This window comes from Simplicispira piscis, assembly GCF_054783455.1.
The window spans coordinates 86,315-106,270 of record NZ_BAAGQN010000001.1 but is presented as its reverse complement, the minus strand read 5'-3'; the positions used below and the strand labels follow the sequence as shown (position 1 = coordinate 106,270).

At 66.0% G+C, this 19,956-nt stretch carries 20 protein-coding genes and 1 pseudogene; 10 read left to right on the top strand and 11 right to left on the bottom strand.

What is annotated here, in order from left to right; translation table 11 throughout:
- Positions 1-35 precede the first annotated feature (35 nt).
- Positions 36-1,556, bottom strand: coding sequence for a CoA-acylating methylmalonate-semialdehyde dehydrogenase (locus ACYVOC_RS00475; RefSeq protein WP_461160518.1), 1,521 nt, complete (start codon positions 1,554-1,556; stop codon positions 36-38).
- Between the two features lie 90 nt (positions 1,557-1,646).
- A complete protein-coding gene (gene aptA, locus ACYVOC_RS00470; RefSeq protein WP_461160517.1) occupies positions 1,647-3,002 on the bottom strand; it encodes an omega-aminotransferase AptA in 1,356 nt (451 codons plus the stop codon).
- Positions 3,003-3,101: 99 nt separating this feature from the next.
- Between aptA and ACYVOC_RS00465 the strand changes: the two genes are divergently transcribed.
- Together ACYVOC_RS00465 and ACYVOC_RS00460 are read left to right on the top strand one after the other, a co-directional pair.
- Entirely contained in the window at positions 3,102-4,040 is a 939-nt protein-coding gene (locus ACYVOC_RS00465; protein WP_461160516.1) for a LysR family transcriptional regulator, read from the top strand.
- 80 nt (positions 4,041-4,120) lie between these two features.
- Positions 4,121-4,423 (top strand): flagellar basal body protein, encoded by a 303-nt coding sequence (locus tag ACYVOC_RS00460; protein ID WP_461160515.1) that lies wholly within the window; start codon positions 4,121-4,123, stop codon positions 4,421-4,423.
- Here the strand turns inward: ACYVOC_RS00460 and ACYVOC_RS00455 are convergent.
- Positions 4,407-4,682 carry a DUF2061 domain-containing protein gene (locus ACYVOC_RS00455; RefSeq protein WP_461160514.1) on the bottom strand — a complete coding sequence of 92 codons (276 nt, stop codon included), beginning with the start codon at positions 4,680-4,682 and terminating at the stop codon, positions 4,407-4,409. The genes ACYVOC_RS00460 and ACYVOC_RS00455 overlap by 17 nt on opposite strands.
- Positions 4,683-4,908: 226 nt before the next feature.
- Between ACYVOC_RS00455 and ACYVOC_RS00450 the strand changes: the two genes are divergently transcribed.
- The 3 genes from ACYVOC_RS00450 to ACYVOC_RS00440 all read left to right on the top strand — a co-directional run bounded on the left by ACYVOC_RS00450 (position 4,909) and on the right by ACYVOC_RS00440 (position 7,804).
- On the top strand, positions 4,909-5,967 hold the full coding sequence (locus tag ACYVOC_RS00450) for an SPFH domain-containing protein (protein ID WP_461160513.1): 1,059 nt from the start codon (positions 4,909-4,911) through the stop codon (positions 5,965-5,967).
- Positions 5,968-6,071: 104 nt separating this feature from the next.
- Entirely contained in the window at positions 6,072-7,562 is a 1,491-nt protein-coding gene (locus ACYVOC_RS00445) for a DUF4178 domain-containing protein (RefSeq protein ID WP_461160512.1), read from the top strand.
- A 20-nt stretch (positions 7,563-7,582) separates the two neighbouring features.
- Entirely contained in the window at positions 7,583-7,804 is a 222-nt protein-coding gene (locus ACYVOC_RS00440; protein WP_116005428.1) for a DUF350 domain-containing protein, read from the top strand.
- Positions 7,805-8,058: 254 nt separating this feature from the next.
- On the opposite strand, the gene ACYVOC_RS00435 is transcribed toward ACYVOC_RS00440, so the two are convergent.
- Positions 8,059-9,045 carry a diaminopimelate dehydrogenase gene (locus tag ACYVOC_RS00435; protein WP_461160511.1) on the bottom strand — a complete coding sequence of 329 codons (987 nt, stop codon included), beginning with the start codon at positions 9,043-9,045 and terminating at the stop codon, positions 8,059-8,061.
- A gap of 108 nt (positions 9,046-9,153) precedes the next feature.
- On the opposite strand from ACYVOC_RS00435, the gene ACYVOC_RS00430 reads away from it, so the two are divergent.
- From ACYVOC_RS00430 to ACYVOC_RS00420, 3 genes are read left to right on the top strand one after another with little or no spacing between them, the layout of a single operon-like run.
- Positions 9,154-9,417 carry a hypothetical protein gene (locus tag ACYVOC_RS00430; RefSeq protein WP_461160510.1) on the top strand — a complete coding sequence of 88 codons (264 nt, stop codon included), beginning with the start codon at positions 9,154-9,156 and terminating at the stop codon, positions 9,415-9,417.
- Positions 9,414-11,054 (top strand): polyamine aminopropyltransferase, encoded by a 1,641-nt coding sequence (locus ACYVOC_RS00425; protein WP_461160509.1) that lies wholly within the window; start codon positions 9,414-9,416, stop codon positions 11,052-11,054. Before ACYVOC_RS00430 ends, ACYVOC_RS00425 begins: the two co-directional genes overlap by 4 nt.
- A 23-nt stretch (positions 11,055-11,077) precedes the next feature.
- Entirely contained in the window at positions 11,078-12,757 is a 1,680-nt protein-coding gene (locus ACYVOC_RS00420) for an FAD-dependent oxidoreductase (protein WP_461160508.1), read from the top strand.
- A 30-nt stretch (positions 12,758-12,787) separates the two neighbouring features.
- Here ACYVOC_RS00420 and ACYVOC_RS00415 read toward each other — a convergent pair whose 3' ends face one another.
- On the bottom strand, positions 12,788-13,039 hold the full coding sequence (locus tag ACYVOC_RS00415) for a hypothetical protein (RefSeq protein WP_461160507.1): 252 nt from the start codon (positions 13,037-13,039) through the stop codon (positions 12,788-12,790).
- A gap of 148 nt (positions 13,040-13,187) precedes the next feature.
- Between ACYVOC_RS00415 and ACYVOC_RS00410 the strand changes: the two genes are divergently transcribed.
- Together ACYVOC_RS00410 and ACYVOC_RS00405 are read left to right on the top strand one after the other, a co-directional pair.
- On the top strand, positions 13,188-13,685 hold the full coding sequence (locus ACYVOC_RS00410; protein ID WP_461160506.1) for a hypothetical protein: 498 nt from the start codon (positions 13,188-13,190) through the stop codon (positions 13,683-13,685).
- Between the two features lie 79 nt (positions 13,686-13,764).
- Positions 13,765-14,763: an MDR family oxidoreductase gene (locus ACYVOC_RS00405; RefSeq protein ID WP_116006203.1), complete on the top strand. Its 999-nt coding sequence runs from the start codon at positions 13,765-13,767 to the stop codon at positions 14,761-14,763.
- Positions 14,764-14,891: 128 nt separating this feature from the next.
- On the opposite strand, the gene ACYVOC_RS00400 is transcribed toward ACYVOC_RS00405, so the two are convergent.
- From ACYVOC_RS00400 to ACYVOC_RS00375, 6 genes and pseudogenes are all read right to left on the bottom strand, one after another.
- Entirely contained in the window at positions 14,892-15,209 is a 318-nt protein-coding gene (locus ACYVOC_RS00400) for a hypothetical protein (RefSeq protein ID WP_116005434.1), read from the bottom strand.
- A gap of 202 nt (positions 15,210-15,411) precedes the next feature.
- The gene (locus ACYVOC_RS00395) at positions 15,412-16,389 is read right to left on the bottom strand and encodes an FAD:protein FMN transferase (RefSeq protein ID WP_461160505.1); all 978 of its coding nucleotides are present in this window, start codon (positions 16,387-16,389) and stop codon (positions 15,412-15,414) included.
- Positions 16,370-18,562 carry a PepSY domain-containing protein gene (locus tag ACYVOC_RS00390; RefSeq protein ID WP_461160504.1) on the bottom strand — a complete coding sequence of 731 codons (2,193 nt, stop codon included), beginning with the start codon at positions 18,560-18,562 and terminating at the stop codon, positions 16,370-16,372. The genes ACYVOC_RS00395 and ACYVOC_RS00390 overlap by 20 nt, the downstream gene beginning before the upstream one ends.
- Positions 18,563-18,573: 11 nt before the next feature.
- Positions 18,574-19,050 carry a DUF2271 domain-containing protein gene (locus ACYVOC_RS00385; RefSeq protein WP_116005437.1) on the bottom strand — a complete coding sequence of 159 codons (477 nt, stop codon included), beginning with the start codon at positions 19,048-19,050 and terminating at the stop codon, positions 18,574-18,576.
- Between the two features lie 20 nt (positions 19,051-19,070).
- A complete protein-coding gene (locus ACYVOC_RS00380; protein WP_116005438.1) occupies positions 19,071-19,478 on the bottom strand; it encodes a PepSY domain-containing protein in 408 nt (135 codons plus the stop codon).
- A 22-nt stretch (positions 19,479-19,500) separates the two neighbouring features.
- Positions 19,501-19,956: pseudogene (locus ACYVOC_RS00375) on the bottom strand (ferredoxin reductase family protein); the annotation flags it as partial.

Genomic DNA, 19,956 nt, shown 5'->3' with positions numbered 1-19,956 from the left:
GCCAGCGCCGCAGGGCTTTCAGGGTTCATCGCCGTTCAGCGGCTGCTGGGAAAGCTGAACACCGCCCCTTCGCGCACACCCGCCGACGGCCAACGCTGCGTGATGGTTTTGCGCTTGGTGTAGAAACGCACGGCATCGGGCCCATAGGCATGCAGGTCGCCAAACAGGCTGCGCTTCCAGCCGCCAAACGAGTGGTAGGCCACGGGCACGGGCAGGGGCACGTTCACGCCCACCATGCCGACCTGGATGTGGTCGGTGAAATAGCGGGCCGCCTCGCCGTCGCGCGTGAAGATGCAGGTGCCGTTGCCGTATTCGTGCGCGTCGATCAGGTCCATGGCTTCTTGCAGCGTTTTGACGCGCACCACGCCGAGCACGGGGCCAAAAATCTCTTCCTGGTAGATCTTCATGCCCGGCTTGACGTTGTCAAACAGGCAGGCACCCAGAAAGTAGCCGTTCTCGTGGCCTGTGGCCACTTGCACGCCACGGCCGTCCACCACCAGCGTGGCGCCCTCGGCCACGCCGCTGTCCACGTAGGCCCGGACCTTGGCCGCGTGCTCACGGGTGATCAAAGGCCCCATGTCGTTGCCGTTGTCGGTGCCGGGGCCGATCTGCATCTTGGCGATTTCGGTCTTCAGCCCCGCCACGACGGCGTCGCCCACCGCGTCACCCACCGCAACCAGCAGCGGGATGGCCATACAGCGCTCGCCGCACGAGCCGTAGGCCGCGCCCATCAGCGCACTGACGGCGTTGCCCACGTCGGCATCGGGCATCAACACCGCGTGGTTCTTTGCACCGCCGAGGGCCTGCACGCGCTTAGCCTGGCGGCAGCCTTCGGCGTAGATATATTCGGCGATAGGGGTTGAACCCACAAAGCTCACCGCCTTGACCCGGGGGTCTTGCAGCAGCGTATCGACAGCCAACTTATCGCCATTGACCACGTTGAGCACGCCGGGCGGCAGGCCCGCTTCGAGCGCCAGCTGAGCGATGAACAGCACACTGCTCGGGTCGCGTTCGGACGGCTTCAGGACAAAGGTGTTGCCGCAGGCCACGGCCATGGGCCACATCCACAGCGGCACCATGGCCGGAAAGTTGAACGGCGTGATGCCTGCCGTCACGCCCAGCGCCTGGAACTCGCTCCACGAGTCAATGTTGGGGCCCACGTTGCGGCTGTGCTCGCCCTTGAGCAGTTCGGGCGCATAGCTGGCGTATTCGACGTTTTCAATGCCGCGCTGCAGCTCGCCGTGCGCATCGCTCAGCACCTTGCCGTGCTCGGCAGTGATGAGCGCGGCGATTTTGTCGGCGTTTTCTTCCAGCAGCACCTTGAGCTTGGCCATCACCCGCGCGCGCTTGAGCGGCGGCGTATTGCGCCAGGCGGGAAAAGCGGCTTCGGCCGAAGCAATGGCGGCTTCGACGGTGGCTTTGCTGGCCAACGCCACGCTGGTGGTGGACTGGCCCGTGGCGGGGTTGAACACCGGCTGTGTGCGCTCGGTGTCAACAACCAATTGGCCATCAATCAGGTGGCCGATGGTGGTGGTGACGTTGTGATCTTTGTGCATGTCAAAAATTTGAGTGAAAAGTGCCTCTAGCGCTTATCTATCAAGCGCCATCAGCTATCAATACAGAAGTATTCAGTGGGTACTGAGCGATCAGGCTGTTTCGGTCAGCGCGTCGCCCAAGGCGTTGATCAGGCGATCGATCTCGACCTTTTCGCTGATGAACGGGGGCGCCAGCTGGATGGTGTCGCCGCCGTAGCGCACGTAAAAGCCCTTCTTCCAGCACGCCATGGCGATCTCATAAGGGCGGCGGGCGGGCTCGCCGGGCAGCGCGGCGATGGTGAAACCAGCGGCCAGGCCGTAGTTGCGGATGTCGGCCACATGCTTGGCGCCCTTGAGGCTGTGCACCGCCTGCTCAAAGTGCGGCACCAGCGCCTGCACACGGCCCACCATGTCTTCCTTTTGCAGGATGTCGAGCGCCGCAATACCGGCTGCGCAGGCCACCGGGTGGGCCGAGTAGGTGTAGCCGTGGGCAAACTCCAGCATGTAGTCCGGCCCGCCTGCGGCCATGAAGGTGTCGTAAATCTCCTTGCTGGCCACCACGCCGCCCAGGGGCTGCACGCCATTGGTGACCTGCTTGGCAAAGTTGAAGAGGTCGGGCGTCACGCCGAAAGCCTCGGCGCCACTCATCGCCCCCGCGCGGCCAAAGCCCGTGATGACTTCGTCAAAGATCAGCAGGATGTTGTTCTGCGTGCAGATTTCGCGCAGGCGCTGCAGGTAGCCCACGGGCGGAATCACCACACCGGCCGAACCCGAAAACGGCTCGACGATGACAGCCGCAATGTTGGATGCATCGTGCAGGGCGATCAGGTCGAGCAGACGGTCCGCCAGCTCCTTGCCGGTGGGCGGCATGCCCTTGTAGAACGAGCCCGCCGGGGGCTGCGTGTGTGGCAGGTGGTCGGCCTCAATGCCCTGACCAAACATCTTGCGGTTGGCGGCGATACCACCCACCGAGATGCCGCCATAGTTCACGCCGTGGTAGCCCTTCTCACGGCCAATCAGGCGCGTCTTGCTCGCCTGGCCTTTGGCGCGCCAGTAGGCGCGGGCCATTTTTAAAGAGGTGTCGGCGGCCTCGGAGCCCGAACCGGTGAAGAACACATAGTCCAGCCCTTCGGGTGTGAGCGACTTGATGCGGTTGGCCAGCTCAAACGCGAGCGGGTGGCCAAACTGGAAGGCGGGCGAATAGTCCAGCTTGGCCGCCTGTTTGCCCACCGCCTCGGCGATCTCGCGGCGGCCATGGCCCAGGCCGGCGCACCACAGGCCCGAGAGACCGTCAAAAATCTTGCGCCCTTCGCTGTCGGTGTAATAGGCGCCCTGCGCCTCGACCACCATGCGGGGGTTGGCCTTGAACTGGCGGTTGGCCGTGTAGGGCATCCAGTAGGCATCGAGCCAGGCGGCATCCATGCGCGGTGCGGCGTCAAGCGAGGGTTCGGTGTGGACAAAGCTCATGGGGTGTCTCCTGTGGATTGGCGGCAAGGGCAGCTCGACATTGTTGGCGCAACTGTTAATCTCTCATATCAACAAATATCAATGTTTACTTGACGATTTATGCAAGTAAAACCTGCACCCACCAAACACCGCGCCGTGCTCGGCCAGCTCAGCGACATGGACCTGCGCCTGCTGCAGGTGTTCAAAAGCGTGGCCGAGTGCGGCGGGCTATCGGCCGCCGAGCTGGAACTGAACATCGGCACCAGCACCGTCAGCCGCCACATGAAAGACCTGGAAACGCGCCTGGGCCTGACGCTGTGCCGCCGGGGCCGGGCCGGTTTTGCGCTGACGGCCGAGGGCCAGCGCGTGTACGACGAAACCCTGCGCCTGCTGTCGGCCGTGGATGCGTTTCGCAGCAGCATTGACGACATTCACCGCCGCATGGGCGGGCGCCTGGACGTGGCGGTGTTCGACAAGACTGCCAGCAACCCGGCCGCGCACATTGGCGAGGCGATTGCGCGTTTTGCCGCGCAGGCGCCCGAGGTCAGCCTGCAGATGCACGTGGCCAGCATCCCCGCGATCGAGCGCGGCCTGATGGACGGAAGCTTTCACGTCGGCATCATCCCCGCGCACCGCGCATCGCAAAGCCTGGTGTACGCCAACCTGTTCACCGAGACCATGCTGCTCTACTGCGGTGCGCGCCACCCACTGTTTGGCGCAGACCATGCCGCGCTGACCTGGGACGCCTTGCGCGCCTGGCAGTTTGCCGGCCTGGGCTACCACTCGCCCAATATGGAACTGAGCCACGGCGCCCGCCTGCCCCGCAAGGCCACGGGCTTTGACCAGGAGTCGATTGCCACGCTCATTCTCTCGGGCCGCTACCTGGGTTTTTTGCCCGACCATTACGCCGAGAGCTTTGAGCGCCAGGGTCTGATGCAGGCCGTGCAACCGGCGCAGTTCTTCTACCCCTGCCAGTTTGTCAGTGTGCTGCGCAAGTCACCCCAGCCGCCGCGCGCGGCGCAGGCATTTGCGCAATGCCTGCTGGCGGCGCATGGTTGAGCGCCTGTTCAGAGTCTTGCAACCTTCTTCCGACCGATCCACAATGGGCACTTTCCAGCCCCTATCCTGCGAGGCACCTCATGTCCAGCATCTCCTCCATTGCATCGTCCGGCCTGCAGGCCGCGCAACTGCGGCTGGACGCCTCGGCGCACAACGTGGCCAACATGAACACGCCCGCGTTTCGTCGCCAGTCGGTGGCCCTGCAGGCCCAGCCCGAGCAGGGCGGCGTGCGCGCCAGCGTGCAGCGCGAACCCCAGGAGGGTGTGGCACTGGAGCAGGAAGCGGTGGAACAGATGTCGGCCACCTACGCCTTCAAGGCCAACCTGCAAACCCTCCAAACCGAAGACCGCATGCTGGGCGCACTGCTCAACACGCAGGCATAAGCGGGGCGCCCTGCGGTGCGGCGGCGTTGGCCGCAGCGGCACGGGCCTTGCGCGCAGAGCGCTCCCAGGCTTTTTCATGGAAGAAGAAGGCGAAAGCCTGCACCGTAGGCTCCAGCAGGCTGAGCGTGAGCGATGCGATCAGGTTGCCGGTGACCGCATAGGCCACCAAAGCGGCAACGGTGATATGGATCAGGTAGTAGCTGCCTGTCTTGAACAGCATGGTCTTGTTCTGGCGGGCGGCGCGGCGAATGCGGGACATGGCGTTCTCCTGGAGAGCAGCCCTGCACGATAGCGGGCTTTAGCAAATGATAATCATTATCAATTGATTCCGCCATTGAATCTGACTACCGCCGCCATGGTCAAAACCTGGGCACACCGGAACTTGTTCACAAAAACGCCCGCCGCCCCACTGCCCTGCGCCCACCACCGTTGCTATGATGCTCGGCCACCTTCTTTCATTCTTTCCACAGCAACCGGGAACACACATGGCCCTCATGGACTTCATCAAGAAACAGTTCATCGACATCCTCGAGTGGACCGAGGACGGCGACGGCACGCTGGCCTGGCGCTACCCGATGGCGGGCATGGAAATCCAGAACGGCGGCACGCTGGTGGTGCGCGAGTCGCAGATGGCGGTGTTCGTCAACGAAGGCCAGGTGGCCGACGTGTTCGGCCCCGGCACCTACAAGCTGACCACGCAGACCCTGCCGGTGCTGACCTACCTGAAGAACTGGGACAAGCTGTTCCAGTCGCCCTTCAAGAGCGACGTGTACTTCTTCAGCACGCGCCAGCAGATCGACCAGAAATGGGGCACGCCCCAGCCCATCACCATCCGCGACAAGGACTTTGGCGCGGTGCGCCTGCGCGCCTTCGGCAACTACGCCTACCGCATCGCCGACCCCAAGCTGTTCCACACCGAGATCTCGGGCACGCGCGACAGCTACCCCGTGGCCGACCTCGAAGGCCAGCTGCGCGGCATGGTGCTGCAGAACATCAGCAACGCGATTGCGGGCAGCGGCCTGCCGTTTCTGGACCTGGCCGCCAACCAGGTGATGTTTGCCGAGGCGCTGGCCAAGGAGCTGGCCCCCCACTTTGCCAAGATCGGCCTGACGGTTGAGAGCCTGACGGTACAGAACGTCTCCCTGCCCGAAGAACTGCAGAAAATTCTGGACCAGAAAATCGGCATGGGCATGGTCGGCAACGACATGGGCAAGTTCATGCAGTACCAGACGGCGCAGGCCATTCCCAAATTTGCCGAAGGCGGCGGCGGTGGTAGCGGCATTGCCGGTGACGCCATGGGCCTGGGCGCCGGTGTGGCGCTGGGCCAGGTGCTGGCGCAAAACCTGCAGCAAGGCCTGCAAGGCGGTGGCGGCGCGGCGGCACAGGCTGCGGGTGCGGCCACTGCGGCGGCAGCACCGGCAGGCGTGCGGCCCGACGAAGTCATGGCCACGCTGGAAAAGCTCGGCGAGCTCAAGTCCAAGGGCATCCTCACGCAGGAGGAGTTCGACGCCAAGAAGGCTGAACTGCTCAAGAAATTGGTATAAATCTTTAGCTATTAAAATAATAGCTAACAGCGCTTGATGGATAAGCGTTAGAGGCCAAAAAAGCTTCAAATACCAAACCCATCAACGCTGTCGGCCCGCCCCTGATGGCCACCGACCCCACACAGCGTTACTACCGTGCACCCTGCCCCGGCTGTGGTGCGCCGGTCGAGTTCAAAAGTGCGCAATCCACGCACGCCGTCTGCGGCTTCTGCCAAAGCACCGTGGTGCGCAGCGGCGACGTGCTGCAGCGCCTGGGCAAGATGGCCGAGCTGTTCGACGACCACAGCCCGCTGCAGCTCATGGCCAGCGGGCGCATCACGCTGGACGGCAAAGAGCAGCCGTTCACGCTGATCGGCCGCCTGCAGTACAAAAACGCGGCCGGTGTCTGGACCGAATGGGTGGCCTTCCTGCAGGACGGCAGCATGGCCAGCCTGGGCGAAGACAACGGCAGCTACGTCTTCACCCGCCCCATGGACCCGGGGCGCGAGCTGCCCGAGGCCAGCCGCTTTCGCGTGGGCAGCACCACCGCCATCAACGGCAAGCCCTACAGCGTGGCCTTCAGCGGCCAGGCCAGCCTGATCTCGGCCCAGGGCGAACTGCCCAAGCTGCCACCGCTGGGCCAGCCGTTCGATATGGTCGAGCTGCGCAGCGAAGACGGCGAAGTGCTCAGCATCGACTACGGCCACCAGCCCCCCAACGTCGAACGCGGCAAGTCCGTGCTGCTCGAAGACCTGCAGCTGCAAGGCCTCAAGGACGAATCGGCCAAAGACGAAAAAGGCCGCCAGTTCAACTGCCCGCACTGCGGTGCGCCCGTGCAGGTGCAACTGGCCAGCACCAAAAGCATCACCTGCGGGTCGTGCGCCAGCATCATTGACCTCGGCAGCGGCGTGGGCGGCGAGTTGCGCTCGGCCGAGCAGGACGAACCCGTGCGCCCCATCATCCCGCTGGGCAGCAAAGGCCAGCTCCAGGGTGTGCAATGGCAGGTGGTGGGCTTTCAGCACCGCATGGGGCAAGAACCCGGCGACGACGAACAGTTTGGCTGGAGCGAGTACCTGCTCTACAACCAGAAACGGGGCTTTGCCTTTCTGGTCGATGCCGAAGACGGCTGGAGCATGGTGCGCCCCACCACGGGCGCCCCACAAGTGGGGTCGACGGGCCGCACCGCCACGTACATGGGCACCACCTACCAGCTCAAGTACAGCTACGAGGCCGAAACCACCTATGTGCTGGGCGAGTTCTACTGGCAGGTCGAGCGCGGGCAAAAAACCTCCAACCGCGACTACGCCAGCGCCAAGGGCCTGCTGTCGATGGAGCAGAGCAAGAACGAGCTCACCTGGTCGGCCGGCGACAAGCTGGCCAGCGACACGGTGGTCAAGGCCTTCAAGCTTGACGACAAGAAAGACCTGCTCCAGCGCGACGACCCCGGCCCCTTCGTTGCGGCCAAGGGCCTGGGCTGCGGCACACTCATCCTCATCGCCGTGGTGCTCATCATCCTGCTGGTGCTGCTGTCGAACTGCTCGGGCTCGCCCGGGGGCGGCTACCGCAGCTCCAGCGGTTCGTTCGGTGGTTTTTCCACCGGCGGTGGGCATAAATAAACTTCAAGGAGAAACGCATCATGATGGGAATTGAATGGCTCCGGCCCGCGGCATTCCTCGGCTCCATCCTCTACGCCATCATTGGCGTTTTCATCTTCTGGCTGTGTTTTGTCATCGTCGACAAAATCACCCCCTACGACCTGTGGCGTGAAATCGTCGAAAAACAGAACCAGGCCCTGGGCCTGGTCGTGGCCGCGATGTGCCTGGGAATCAGCATTATCGTGGCGGCCGCGATTCACTGAAATGAAACACCCCCCTGAGGCCCTTTGGGCCTTCCCCCCGCTCTCGCAGCGCTGTGCGCTGCGGGCAGGGGGACGCTCCCAGCGCGGCGGGGCGGCCCTTGCGCGGGAGCCCTGGCTTGGGCAGCGCCAGTTTCATGCGGCGCGGGTGGCGCGCAGCGCTATGGACAACTGAAATCATCAAAAACAATAGCTTCCCGCGCTTGATTGGTAATGATTTGCGGTTGTTTTGATTCCTTTTTAAGGTCGGTGCCTGCCTACAGCAGCTCCTCGCGCAGCTGCGCCGGCGACTTGATCGACAGCAGCCCCGGGGCCACATCAAAGGCCGTCTTGGCGCCGCACTGGCCCTGCGCATGGAGGCGGTGCGCCGCGCGCGCGTAGGCCACCAGCACGCTGGCGGTGAACTCGGGGTTGCTGTCGAGCTGCAGCGCGTACTCGATGACCTGGCGCTGCGCATCGCCCGTGTTGCCGCTGCGGATCACGAAGCCGCCATGCGGCATGCGGTTGTGCTCGCGCTGCAGCGTGGCGGCGTCGATAAAGTGCACGGTGGTGTCGTAATCGGCAAAGTAGTCAGGCATGGTGACGATGGCCTGGCGCACCGCATCGGCGCTGGCGCCGTCCTCCAGCACCACATGGCATTCGCGCGTGTGCTTCTGGCGCGTGCTGAGCGCGGGGCGCGTGCCGCTGCGCACCTGGGCCACCGCCTCGGGCGAGGGAATGGTGTACTGCACGCCCGCCTTCACGCCCGGCACGCGGCGGATGGCGTCGGAATGCCCCTGGCTCAACCCCTTGCCCCAGAAGGTGTAGGTGGCGCCATCGGGCAGCAGCGCCTCGCCGTACAGGCGGTTGATAGAGAACATGCCCGGGTCCCAGCCGATGGAGATCAGCGCCGTCTTGCCGTTGGCGCGCGCGCTCGCGTCCACCGCATCGAAATACGCCGGAATGCGCGCATGGGTGTCAAAGCTGTCCACGGTGTTGAACAGCGCCGCCAGCTCGGGGCCCTGGCGCGGCAGGTCGTCCTTGGAGCCGCCGCACAGGATCAGCACGTCGATGGCGTCCTTGAATTCGGCCAGCCGATCGTAGGCATGCACCGGCGTGCGGGCAAACAGCGGCTGCAGGTCCTGCGGCGCGCGCCGCGTAAAGATGCCGACCAGCACCATGTCGGGGTTCTTTGCCACGGCGGCCTCCACGCCGCGCCCCAGGTTGCCGTAACCGGCGATACCAATGCGAATCTGATTGCCCATGAATTGCTGTCCAAGGTGGTAAAAAAGGATGACCGAGTCTACCCACCGTCTGCACCACAATAGCGCGATCGCCCGGCACCCACGCCGCAGGCCACAGAACGCCCCACCATGCCCACCCTTGACTGGCTCAACCGCTCCACCGCTTTCACTACCGCCGCCCAGGTGCCCTTCCACCTGTTCGAACCCGTCAGCACCCACGGCGACGCGCGGAGCGCCGCTGAAAACCTGGACCACAGCCTGTGGCTGTCGATGATGCTGCCGCGCCTGCAACGGCTGCGCAAACTGACGCCAAGCCAGCATCGAGATGCATATGGCCGACTTGCGCGACGCGGCAAAAATCTGGCCCAGCAACTCGATGAAGTACTGGCATGAGTAACGCTCCCGGCACTGCCGTACCAGCTGCCCCCCACGGCCCCCGCCCCATCGACATCGCCCTGCTCGCCAGCGTCTTCGTGGTGGCCGCCTGCGGTCTGCTGTACGAGCTGGCGGCCGGTGCGCTGGCGTCGTACCTGCTGGGCGACTCGGTGCTGCAGTTTTCCACCATCATCGGCACCTATCTGTTCGCCATGGGCGTGGGTTCGTGGCTCTCGCGCTATTTCGAGCGGCAGTTGCCGGCGCATTTCTTGCGCATCGAACTGCTGGTGGCGCTGATCGGGGGCACGCTACCGGCGGTGCTGTTCCTGGCCAATGCCTATGCGCCGGGGGCGTTCCGCTTTTTGCTCTATGGCATGGTGCTGGTGGTGGGCACGCTCGTCGGCCTGGAGATTCCGCTGGTGATGCGTATCTTGAAGCGCAATGTGGCGCTCAAGGACCTGGTCTCGCAGGTCCTCACCTTCGACTACCTGGGCGCACTGGCGGTGTCGCTGGCGTTCCCGCTGCTGCTGGTGCCGCACCTGGGGCTGATCCGCACGGGGCTGCTGTTTGGGCTGCTCAACGCGCTGGTGGCCGTGTGGGCGTTGTGGCTTTTTCGCTGGGAGCTGCGGCGCTGGGGCGCGCATGTGGCGGCCTGCGCCATGGTGATTGGGCTGCTGCTGGCGGCGCTGGCGGGCGCTGAGCACATCACCACTTTTGCCGAAGACAAGTTTTACCAGGACCGCATCGTCTTCACCGCAGCTTCGCCCTACCAGCGCATCGTGGTGACGGATGGCAAGCTGGGCCACCGCCTGTTCCTCAACGGCAACCTGCAGTTTGCCGAGCGCGATGAGTACCGCTACCACGAGGCGCTGGTGCACCCGGCTATGGCGGCCCACGGTGCACCGAAGCGCGTGGCGGTGCTGGGCGGGGGCGACGGTATGGCGGTGCGCGAGATTCTCAAATACCCCTCGGTGGAATCGGTCACGCTGGTGGAGCTGGACCCGGCCATGACGCGGCTGTTTACCGACAACGAAACGCTGGCCAAGCTCAACGGCCATGCGCTGGCCGACCCGCGGGTGCACGTCGTCAACACCGACGCGTTTCAGTGGCTGCAGCAGGGCGAGGATTCGCCGCCGGGCCGCCCCAAGGCGAATCGCGCCCCCTCGGGGGGCAGCGAACCACGCGCAGCGGGAAGCGTGGGGGCTCACGATACCTTTGATGTGATCGTGGTGGACTTCCCCGACCCCACCAACTTCGCCATTGGCAAGCTCTACACCAACAGTTTCTACGCCTTGCTCGACCGGCGCCTGGCCGCCAGCGGCTATGCGGTGGTGCAGACTACGTCGCCCCTGGTGGCGCGCCAGAGTTTCTGGACCGTGGTGCAGACCATCGAGTCGGTCGGCCTGCAGACGGCGCCCTACCACGCCCATGTGCCCAGCTTTGGCGAATGGGGCTTTGTGCTGGCCAGCCACCGGCCCTGGCGCCTGCCCGAGGCGCTGCCCGGCGGGCTGCAGTTTTTGAGCGCCAGCACGCTGCCGCTGCTGTTTGACTTTCCCCTGGACATGGCGCGGGTGCCGGCCGAGGTGAACCGCCTGTCCAACCAGCTGCTGGTGCACACTTATGAGCGCGAGTGGGGCAAGGTCATGGCCCACTGAACATCGGGTCAAAGGCATACACCATGCAACGCCGCCAGTTTCTTGCCACCGCTGCCGCCACGGCCCTGGCCGGTTGCCACGATGCACCGCGCACGCTGCAGGGCGGCTTTGCCGGTATCGACCTGGCGCGCGGCCATGCGCTGCGCGACCTGCTGCAGTCGAGCAAGCTGCCCGCGCCCAGCGTGGTGCGGCGCGCGCAGATCATCATCGCCGGCGGTGGCGTGGCCGGGCTGGCGGCGGCGCGGTCGCTGCGGCTGGCGGGCATCGACGATTTTGTGCTGCTCGAGCTCGAAGACCAACCCGGTGGCAACAGCCGCGGGGGCAGCGTGAGCAGCATCGCCTGCCCGCTGGGCGCGCACTACCTGCCGGTGCCGGGGGACGATTCCCGCGAAGTGCAAGACCTGCTCGAAGAACTGGGCCTGCGCCGGCGCATCGCCGGGCGTTGGCAGTACGACGAGCGCCACCTGTGCCACAGCCCGCAGGAGCGTCTTTTCCGCGACGGCGAATGGCAAGAGGGTTTGCTGCCCATGCAAGGCGTGGGCGCCAGCACATTGGCCCAGTACCGGCAGTTTTCTGCGCTGGTGCAAGCGCTGGGCAAAGCAGCGCGCTTTACCATGCCCGTGCTCAAGTCTTTAGAGGTAAAACGGCCTCTGTCGCCCACCCATCAAGCGCTGGATGCTCTTGTTTTTGATGATTGGCTGGCACAACAAGGGCTGGATGATGCCCACCTGCGCTGGTACCTGGACTACTGCTGCCGCGACGACTACGGTGCGGGCACGGCGCGCGTGTCGGCCTGGGCGGGTATCCACTACTTCGCCAGCCGCCATGGTTTTTCTGCGCCAGGCGACGACGCCCCGCCCGAGCAAGACGGCGTGCTCACCTGGCCCGAGGGCAACGGCTGGCTGACCCAGCGCCTGGCGGAGCCCCTGCGCGCTGGCGGCCAGCTGCGCACGGGCTGCAGCGTGCTGCGCATCAGCGAAGGGCGCCACGGCGTGGAGGTGGATGCCCTGCACCACGCGACGGGCACCGTGGAGCGCTGGCAAGCCCCGCGCGCCATCGTGGCGCTACCGGTATTTGTGGCGGCGCGGGTGGTGCAGCAGGCCCCGGCCTTTTTGCGCGAAGCTGCACGGCGGCTGCACTGGGCGCCCTGGCTGGTGGCCAACATCCACATCGACGCGCCTTTGCTCGACCACCCCGGCGCCGCGCCCGCCTGGGACAACGTGCTCTACCAGGATGCCAACCCCGGCGGCCTGGGTTATGTGGACGCCGGTCACCAGCGCCTGGACCCGCGCTCGGCCATCACCGCCCCCACGGTGCTGAGCTACTACCAGGCGCTGGGCGATGTACCCCAGGGCCGCGAGCAGTTGGCAACCCAGCCGTGGACGCACTGGGCACAGGCTGCGCTGGCCACCCTGGGCGTGCCCCACCCCGACCTGGCCCGGCGTGCCACGCGCGTGGAGGTCACGCGCTACGGGCACGCCATGTCCATTCCCACACCGAGTACGCTGGGGTTTTTAAGCAAAATCGGCCTCCAGCGCCCGTCACTCAAGCGCAAGCAGCTATCGAATGGTGAGCAAACCCGCTGGCTGCCCACACCCACCACCGCACGGCTGGCGTTTGCGCACGCCGACTGGTCGGGCTATTCGGTGTTTGAGGAAGCCTTTACGCGCGGTCACGGGGCGGGGCTGGCGGTGTTGGCCTGAACCGCGGTGCACCGCGGCGTTATCCCGCCGTCACCCGCGCTGCACATCCCACCACAAGCCCAGGCACAGGGCCGCGCCCACGGCATACAGCAGCCAAGTGGGCGAGATGGCGTAGGGGTAGAACATCAATGCCACACCCCACCAGCGCGTGCTGCGGCGCTGCACTTTTTTGCCGTGCCAGTACGCGGCCATGCCGACCAGTCCAAACAGGATGGCACCCACGATATAGGCCGGGCTGGGCAATTCCAGTCCGAGGGATTGCAGGGCAGAGAGGGTTTCCATGAGGGGAGGGCAGGCGGCGGTTGTGCACTATCCCACACAACACCCACCCGGCGCGCGCTGGAGCAGCGCCCCATTGCTGCAAGCGCTGGGCAGGGTGCAGGGCACCCTGAGAAAATGCCGTACCGCCCCCTCTCTGCGCCATCACACCATGCCCACCACTCCCACCCCCGGTCATTTCGAACGCCAGCACGCACGGCTGGATGCCTTGTTGCACGCCCATTTGCTCGACGTGGCGGGTGCGGACTTCGCCAGCGCACTGCAGCACCTGCAATACTGGCACCAAGGCTTGCAGCAACACATCGCCATCGAGAACACGCGCCTGTTGCCCCATGTGCCCGAAGGCGCGCGCTGGGCCGCGCGGGTGTACCGGCTGGAGCACGATCGCATCGCACTGCTGGCCGAGGAATACCTGGAGCGCGTGCAGAAGGTGGCCAGCCTCCCTCTGCCCGACGAAACGGCTCGCCGCAGCGCGGTGCTGATGCTGCTGGACGCCGCCCATGCACTGCGCCACGTGCTGGAGCACCACCACGAACGCGAACACATGGCTCTGGCCCATGAGCTGCCCCTGGACTTGCAGGAGGCCGCGTGGCACGGCGTGGACAGCACGAATGCACCGCCTGCACCGCAGCCGACCGGGGTGTCCTGAAGGGGACGGGCCTGCGGGCCGGGCGGCGTACCATCATGGCCACGATTCCCGCTGTCCCCCCATGCAAGGAGCCCACGCCATGGCAGATACTTTTACCGCACTGGTCATCGAAGAACACGAAGGCAAGGCGCGCAGCGTTTTCAAGCAACTGCAACTCTCCGACCTGCCCGACGACGATGTGCTCGTCGAGGTGCAGTACTCGGCCCTGAACTACAAGGATGGCCTGGCCCTCTCGGGCAACCGCAACAAGGTGGCGCGCAGCCTGCCCATGGTGGGTGGCATCGACTTGGCGGGCACGGTGGTCGAGTCGCGTTCGCCGCTGTGGAAGGCCGGCGATGTGGTGGTACTGAATGGCTTTGGTTTGTCTGAGACGCACTGGGGTGGTTTCACCCGGTTCCAGCGCGTCAAGGCCGAATGGTTGGTGGCACTGCCCGACGCCTTTACGCCGCAGCAGGCCATGGCCATTGGCACGGCCGGCTACACCGCCGCGCTGTGTGTCGATGTGCTCGAGCGCTGGGGCCACGCGCAGCCGGGCACAGGCCAGGTGCTGGTCACCGGCGCTGCGGGTGGCGTGGGTTCCGTGGCGGTCAGCTTGCTGGCCAGGCGCGGCTACAACGTCACTGCCTCTACCGGTCGGCCCGACACACACGACTACCTGCGCGGCCTGGGCGCCAGCGCCTTCATCGACCGCGCCAGCCTGCAAGGCCCGGTGCGTCCGCTGCAACGCGAGACCTGGACGGGCGCCGTGGACTCGGTGGGCAGTACCACCCTGGCCAACGTGCTGGCGCAAATGGAATACGGCGCGGGGGCTGCCGCATGCGGCCTGGCCGGCGGCATGGACCTGCCAGCCACGGTGCTGCCGCACATCCTGCGCAGCGTGGCGCTGCTGGGGGTGGATTCGGTGATGGCGCCGATGCCTGCACGCCACGCCGCGTGGCAGCGCCTGGCGCGCGATCTGGACCCGGCGCACCTGCAAGCCATCACCACCGTGGAGCCCATGAGCCGCCTGCCGGAACTGGCAGGCGCTATTTTGGCGGGGCAGGTGCGCGGGCGCGTGGTGGTCGATGTGACGCGCTGAGCGCGGTCTGATTCCATTTCTCCATCCAACGATGGCTTTGTCGGCTTCGCTTGCCGTGCAACGGCACTGTCTGCGCTGGGCCTTCGCGTACTCGATGGATGGAGAAACGGAATGATTCGACGACCCTGTCAAACACCCGTCTGTTCTGCAGCGATCCAGCGCAGGCCCTTGCCTCGGTTGCTGAAGTAATAGTCTCCTTGCGGGCTGATGACAACGGCGCGGCGCGCTGCTGGATCGGCGAAATAGCGCCAGCCATGGCCGGGCGTTGCGGGCGCGGCGTCGTGGGCGACAACCTGCATGCCGTGGTCGTACCCGTTTGCGGGGCGCGCGTCCGTCGTGTGCTGACGGTCGCGTTCATGGTCATGTGTGCGATTTTCAGCCCGCAGGGGCATGCTGATCAAGGCTGCCAGCATGGCGACTGTGGTGAGAAGTGCGGTCGATTGCATGGGGGTCTCCTTTGCATGGGTGCCCAGTCATTGGCGACTGTGTGCACAGTGTGCGCCTGAGGGTATGAATCGCTGCTGAACGGTTTGTTGAACTGGCGTTCATCCAGGGTCTTATTCTGTTTCCCAATCATTCGTGTCTAGGCGCGAAGCCTACGATCAGTGCTGTAGCACGGCAATGCGAAGCAACAACGTAGAAATGGAATTACGGCGCAGTCGAAACACCGAACCGCCCCAGCCCCATCTCCACCAGCCCTTCGGGGCGGCGCAGCAGAAACAGCGCTTCCAGCCCTCTGCGCTGCGCCAGGGCAAGGCCCTCGCCGGGGCCTGCCACCAGCAGGGCGGTGGCCCAGGCGTCCGCCTCCATGCAGGTGTGCGCCAGCACGGTGACCGAGGCGACGGCGTTGTTCACCGGCGCAGCGCGGCGCGCGTCCATGGTGTGCGCAAGGCGCGCATCGCCCACCTCCATGTAGTGCCGGTAGTCGCCCGAGGTGGCCACGGCCAGGTCCTGCAGCTCGATCACACCCCGCACCGCGCGGCGCCCGGCCTCGGGCGATTCGAGCGCCACCGCCCAGGGCGCACCGCTGGCCTGGTGGCCCACGGCGCGCAATTCCCCATCGAGCGCCGCCAGCGCATGGCGCACTCCGTGCTGTTGCAGCACGGCAGCCATGCGGTCCACCGCATAGCCCTTGGCAATGCCGCACAGATCGAGCTGCACGGAAGCACGCTTGCGGGCGCGGCCTGCTGCAGGGTCGATCTCCAGGCTCTCGCGCATCGGGCACGGCGCAGCCTGGCGCACGGTGTGGATCGCTGCGGCGTCGGGTGCATCGCGCACCGCACCAAAACCCCAGGCATCGACCAGCGCGCCGACGCAGGGGTCAAACGCGCCTGCGCTTTGGCGGTGAATGTCCATGGCGCAGGTCAGCACTTCCAGAAATTCAGGCGGCAGGTCCACCCAGGCGTCCACGGGTGCGCGGTTCAGGCGCACCAGGTCGCTCTCCGGCTTCCAGGGGGACATCTGCGCGTCCACCTGCTGCACCGCCGCAGCAAGGTTCTGGCGCAGGGCGTCCAGGTCCAGAGCGGCGTCACAGTCCACGCTGGCAGACCAGCGCGTGCCCATGGTCGGGCCGTGCAGGGTGGCGCGCTGGCAGGGCGCGGCAGCGTCAGAAGACATCTTCGGCATAGCGCTCTTTTGCTTTGAGCTGCGCCACGCTCAAGTGCAGCGGCGCAAGGATGGCGTCCAACGCCTCGGCCACGCCCTTGGCCATGGCGCGGCTGCCGCAGACGCGCACCAGGGCACCCTGGGCCAGCAGTGCGCGTACGCGCTCGGCGTCGCGGCGCAGGGCATCCTGCACATAACCACCGCCTTCGGGGATGCGCGAGAACACCGTCTGTACACTTGCCAGCCGCCCTTCGCCCAACCAGCGCTGGATTTCGGGGCCAAAGTAAAAGTCCTGCGCCGGATCGCGCCCCCCAAAATACAGGTGCATGGGTGTGTGCCGATCGTTGCGACGGATGAAACCGGCCAGCGGCGCCACGCCCGTGCCCGCCCCGATCAGCAGCACCGGGCGGCGTGTACGCGGCAGTGCAAAACCGGGATTAGAGCGGATGAAAGCGGCAATGCTGTCCCCCGGTTGCAGGCCCAGCAAATGCGTAGAGCACAGGCCACCCGGCAACAGGCGCACGCAGATTTCCAGAAACCCATCCTGCGAGCCCGACGCCAGCGAGTAATAACGCGGCACGGCCGAGCCAGGCGCCAGGATGCCCACCAAATCGCCCGCCGCAAAGTGCCCCAGGCGGGCGCCGCCGCCCTGCGCGGGCCAGGCAAAGCGCAGGATGGCCGTGGGCTCGTCGCTGTGCTCTCGGTAGCCCTGGCGCGCTACAAGCGTGAGCGCGGTGGTGGGCGGAACGCGCGGCACATAGTCGAGCACCAGGGGTTCGCCCAGTGCCTGCGCCAGTGCCTGGCCCCAGCGGGTGAACTGCTGGCTCGATTGCTGGTGGATGCATTCGAGCGGCAGCAGCGCAGGCCAGCCGCGCGCGCGCAGGGTCTGCTCCAGTGCCTCGGCAAAGGCGCAGAAGGCCGGGTACTGCCGGTCGCCAAAGCCCAGCACCGTCACCGGCACGGCGCTGGCGGTCAATTTTGCGATGCGCTCGAGTGCGTCTTTGGCGTGCGCCGGGGCCTGGCCTTCGCCATAGGTGGCGGCGAGCACGAACACCTGCTGCGTGGCGAGCGCGGTCTGGAAATGCTCCAGGGCGCCGGTATGCACGCGGTGCCCGCTGTGGATCAGCGCATCCTGCAGCGCCTGGGCAAAACCCCAGGTGCTGCCGCCTTCACTGGCGACAAAGATAAGCACGTCAGCCTGTGCCAGCGGGCTGTTGCCGGTGATCTGCGGTGTCTGGCTGCGTACTTGCCACCAAATGACCACGCCCGACAGCCAGAACAGCAGCACGCTGGCCCCCACGAGCCCGAGCACCACGGCCCAGGGCCAAGCCGACTCACCGGTGTGCAGCACCAAAGCCCAGTCGTAGATGCGCTGTGCAAAGGTGGCGTCTTGCCAGGCCAGCATGTTCCCGGAGTAGCGATCCACCCAGCCTTCACCCTGAAGAGTGGCGACGCTCCAGATGTCTTCGGGGTCGGAAGCGTCGGGAAAATTCAGCTTGCGCAAGTCCCGGACGGCAAGGTTTTGCAGCGCAGAGAGCTGCGCCCCAGGCAGGGCGGTCTGGCCAGTGACCACAGAGACCACATCGGGCTCGGTCCCGGTGTCCAAAGTCACCAGCCCCAGGGTCGAGGCGCTCATAGTGAGCGCGGTGAGGGATGTCAGGCACAGCACCGCAAGCACCACCCGACCGGTGACGACGTGGATGCGCTGTGCCAGCGAGCCCCGCACCCGCGCGCCCAGGCGCCGCCAGCCACCCATGCGGCGCAGCAGCAGAACCAGGGCCGAGATGCATATCAAGCCCATAGCCAGCGCAATGCCCGCCGCACCCCAGCGCCCGGCGTCACCCAGCAGCAGCGAGCGGTGCAGGTTTTTCACCCAGCGCGGCAGCGCTGAGGGCTGCCAGGCGCCCAGCACCCGGCCATCGGCCGGGTCCACGTAGTGCGCCTGCGCCTCGTCGCCGACAAAGCCGAACACCACGATGGCGCCCGAGGACAGGTGGCGGATTTCCTCCGCGTCCGGCACGGTGCGCGTCACACGCTCCACCAACGTGGCCACCGACAGGTCACCCGGTGCGGCGGGTGCCTGCCACGCCTCCTGAACCGGGTCGAATGCCAGGATGGCACCGGTGATCCCAAGTACCACGGCCAGGGCGCCGACGGTCAGGCCCAGCCAACGGTGGATTGCCTTCCATCCCATGCGCGTGTCCTTTACTGCAACTGAAAGGTCAGCGACTGGATGTACTGCTTGCCAGCCTGCGGTTTGCCAGCGTTGGTGGTCGTCAGCGGTACGCGGATTTCCGATGGGCTGTCGCGCATGTCTTCCACGGCCGCGTCGATGCGGATTTCGTAGCCTGCGTCAATCAGTGCATCGGCCAGGTCGGCCGTGACCTTGAGCGTGCGGCCCGCGCCCACGCTGGCGCCCGTGACGCCGTTCAGGCGCTTGGCGTCACCGGCCGAGAGCCGGTTCCAGTCGGACAGGTGCTTGTGGTACTTGGCCTTGCCGCCGGCCACCCACAGCGTGCCGGCGTACGCCCCCTTGGCATCGGTCAGGTAGGCGGCCAGGTAGGCGCCGTCGCCGCCATAGTTTTTGAGCTGGGCGGTCAGCGTGACCTGGCGGCTGTGCGCCAGGGCGGGCAGGGCCAGCACGCAGGCGGCGGCCAAAGTGGTCAAGAGAGGTTTGGACATGGTGATGCTCCGGTATGAAATTACTCAACCTGGCCGCGTGGCGCGGTACCAGGGGTGAACAGGGGTGACGGCGCAACGGCGCTGCCTGGTTGCTGTGGCCCGCCCTGCGGTGCGGCGTGCTCACGATCCCGCTCCCGCGTGCGCTGATGATCGCGTTGTTTCATCTTCACGACCTTCAGGGTTTCCGGGTCGATCTTGGCCTTGAAACCACGGCCCTGGGCGTCGGTGCCACGAATTTCATAGCAACCATCATCTATTTTCAGTCGCTGAATCTGCCAGCCCTGCTGGGCCGCCATTTGCCGCACGGCCTCGCGCGACTGCCAGCGGTTCACCGGCGCGTCGCAATCGTCATCGGCCCATGTGGGCAGGACCGCCAGGCCCAGTGCCATGGCCAGCAAGCCACGGCGCAGAGTGGGGGAGTTTTTCATGGTGATGCTCCTTTTCAACAGGTTAACGCATGGCAAATGATTCGCGGTGCAGGCGCCAGCGGCTGGGACCGCGTGCGTGCGCATGCAGTGCATCGCCCAGGCCCTGGGGGCCGCAGAACCAGATGTCCAATGGGCCGCCGGATTCGGCTTGCAAATCCTGCGGCGTCAGGCGCTGGCCCTGGGCTTCGCTGTGCACGGTGAGCGGCACGGGCGGCTGGGCCTGCGCGCACAGCGCTTGCAGGCGCGCCAGCAGCGGGTCGCGCCGGGCGTCGCGCGTGCAGTAATGCATGTGTACGGGGGCTGGGTCGCGGCCTTCGGTGGGCATGCCAGGCTGGCGTGCCTCCAGCAGCGCAAAGAAGGGGGTCACGCCCACGCCCGCCGCCACCCACACCTGCTGGCGGCGGCGCGAGCCCTGGCCATCAAAGCGGCCGTAGGGCCCTTCGATGTCTACGCGCTGACCGGCGCGCAAGCGTTGGTG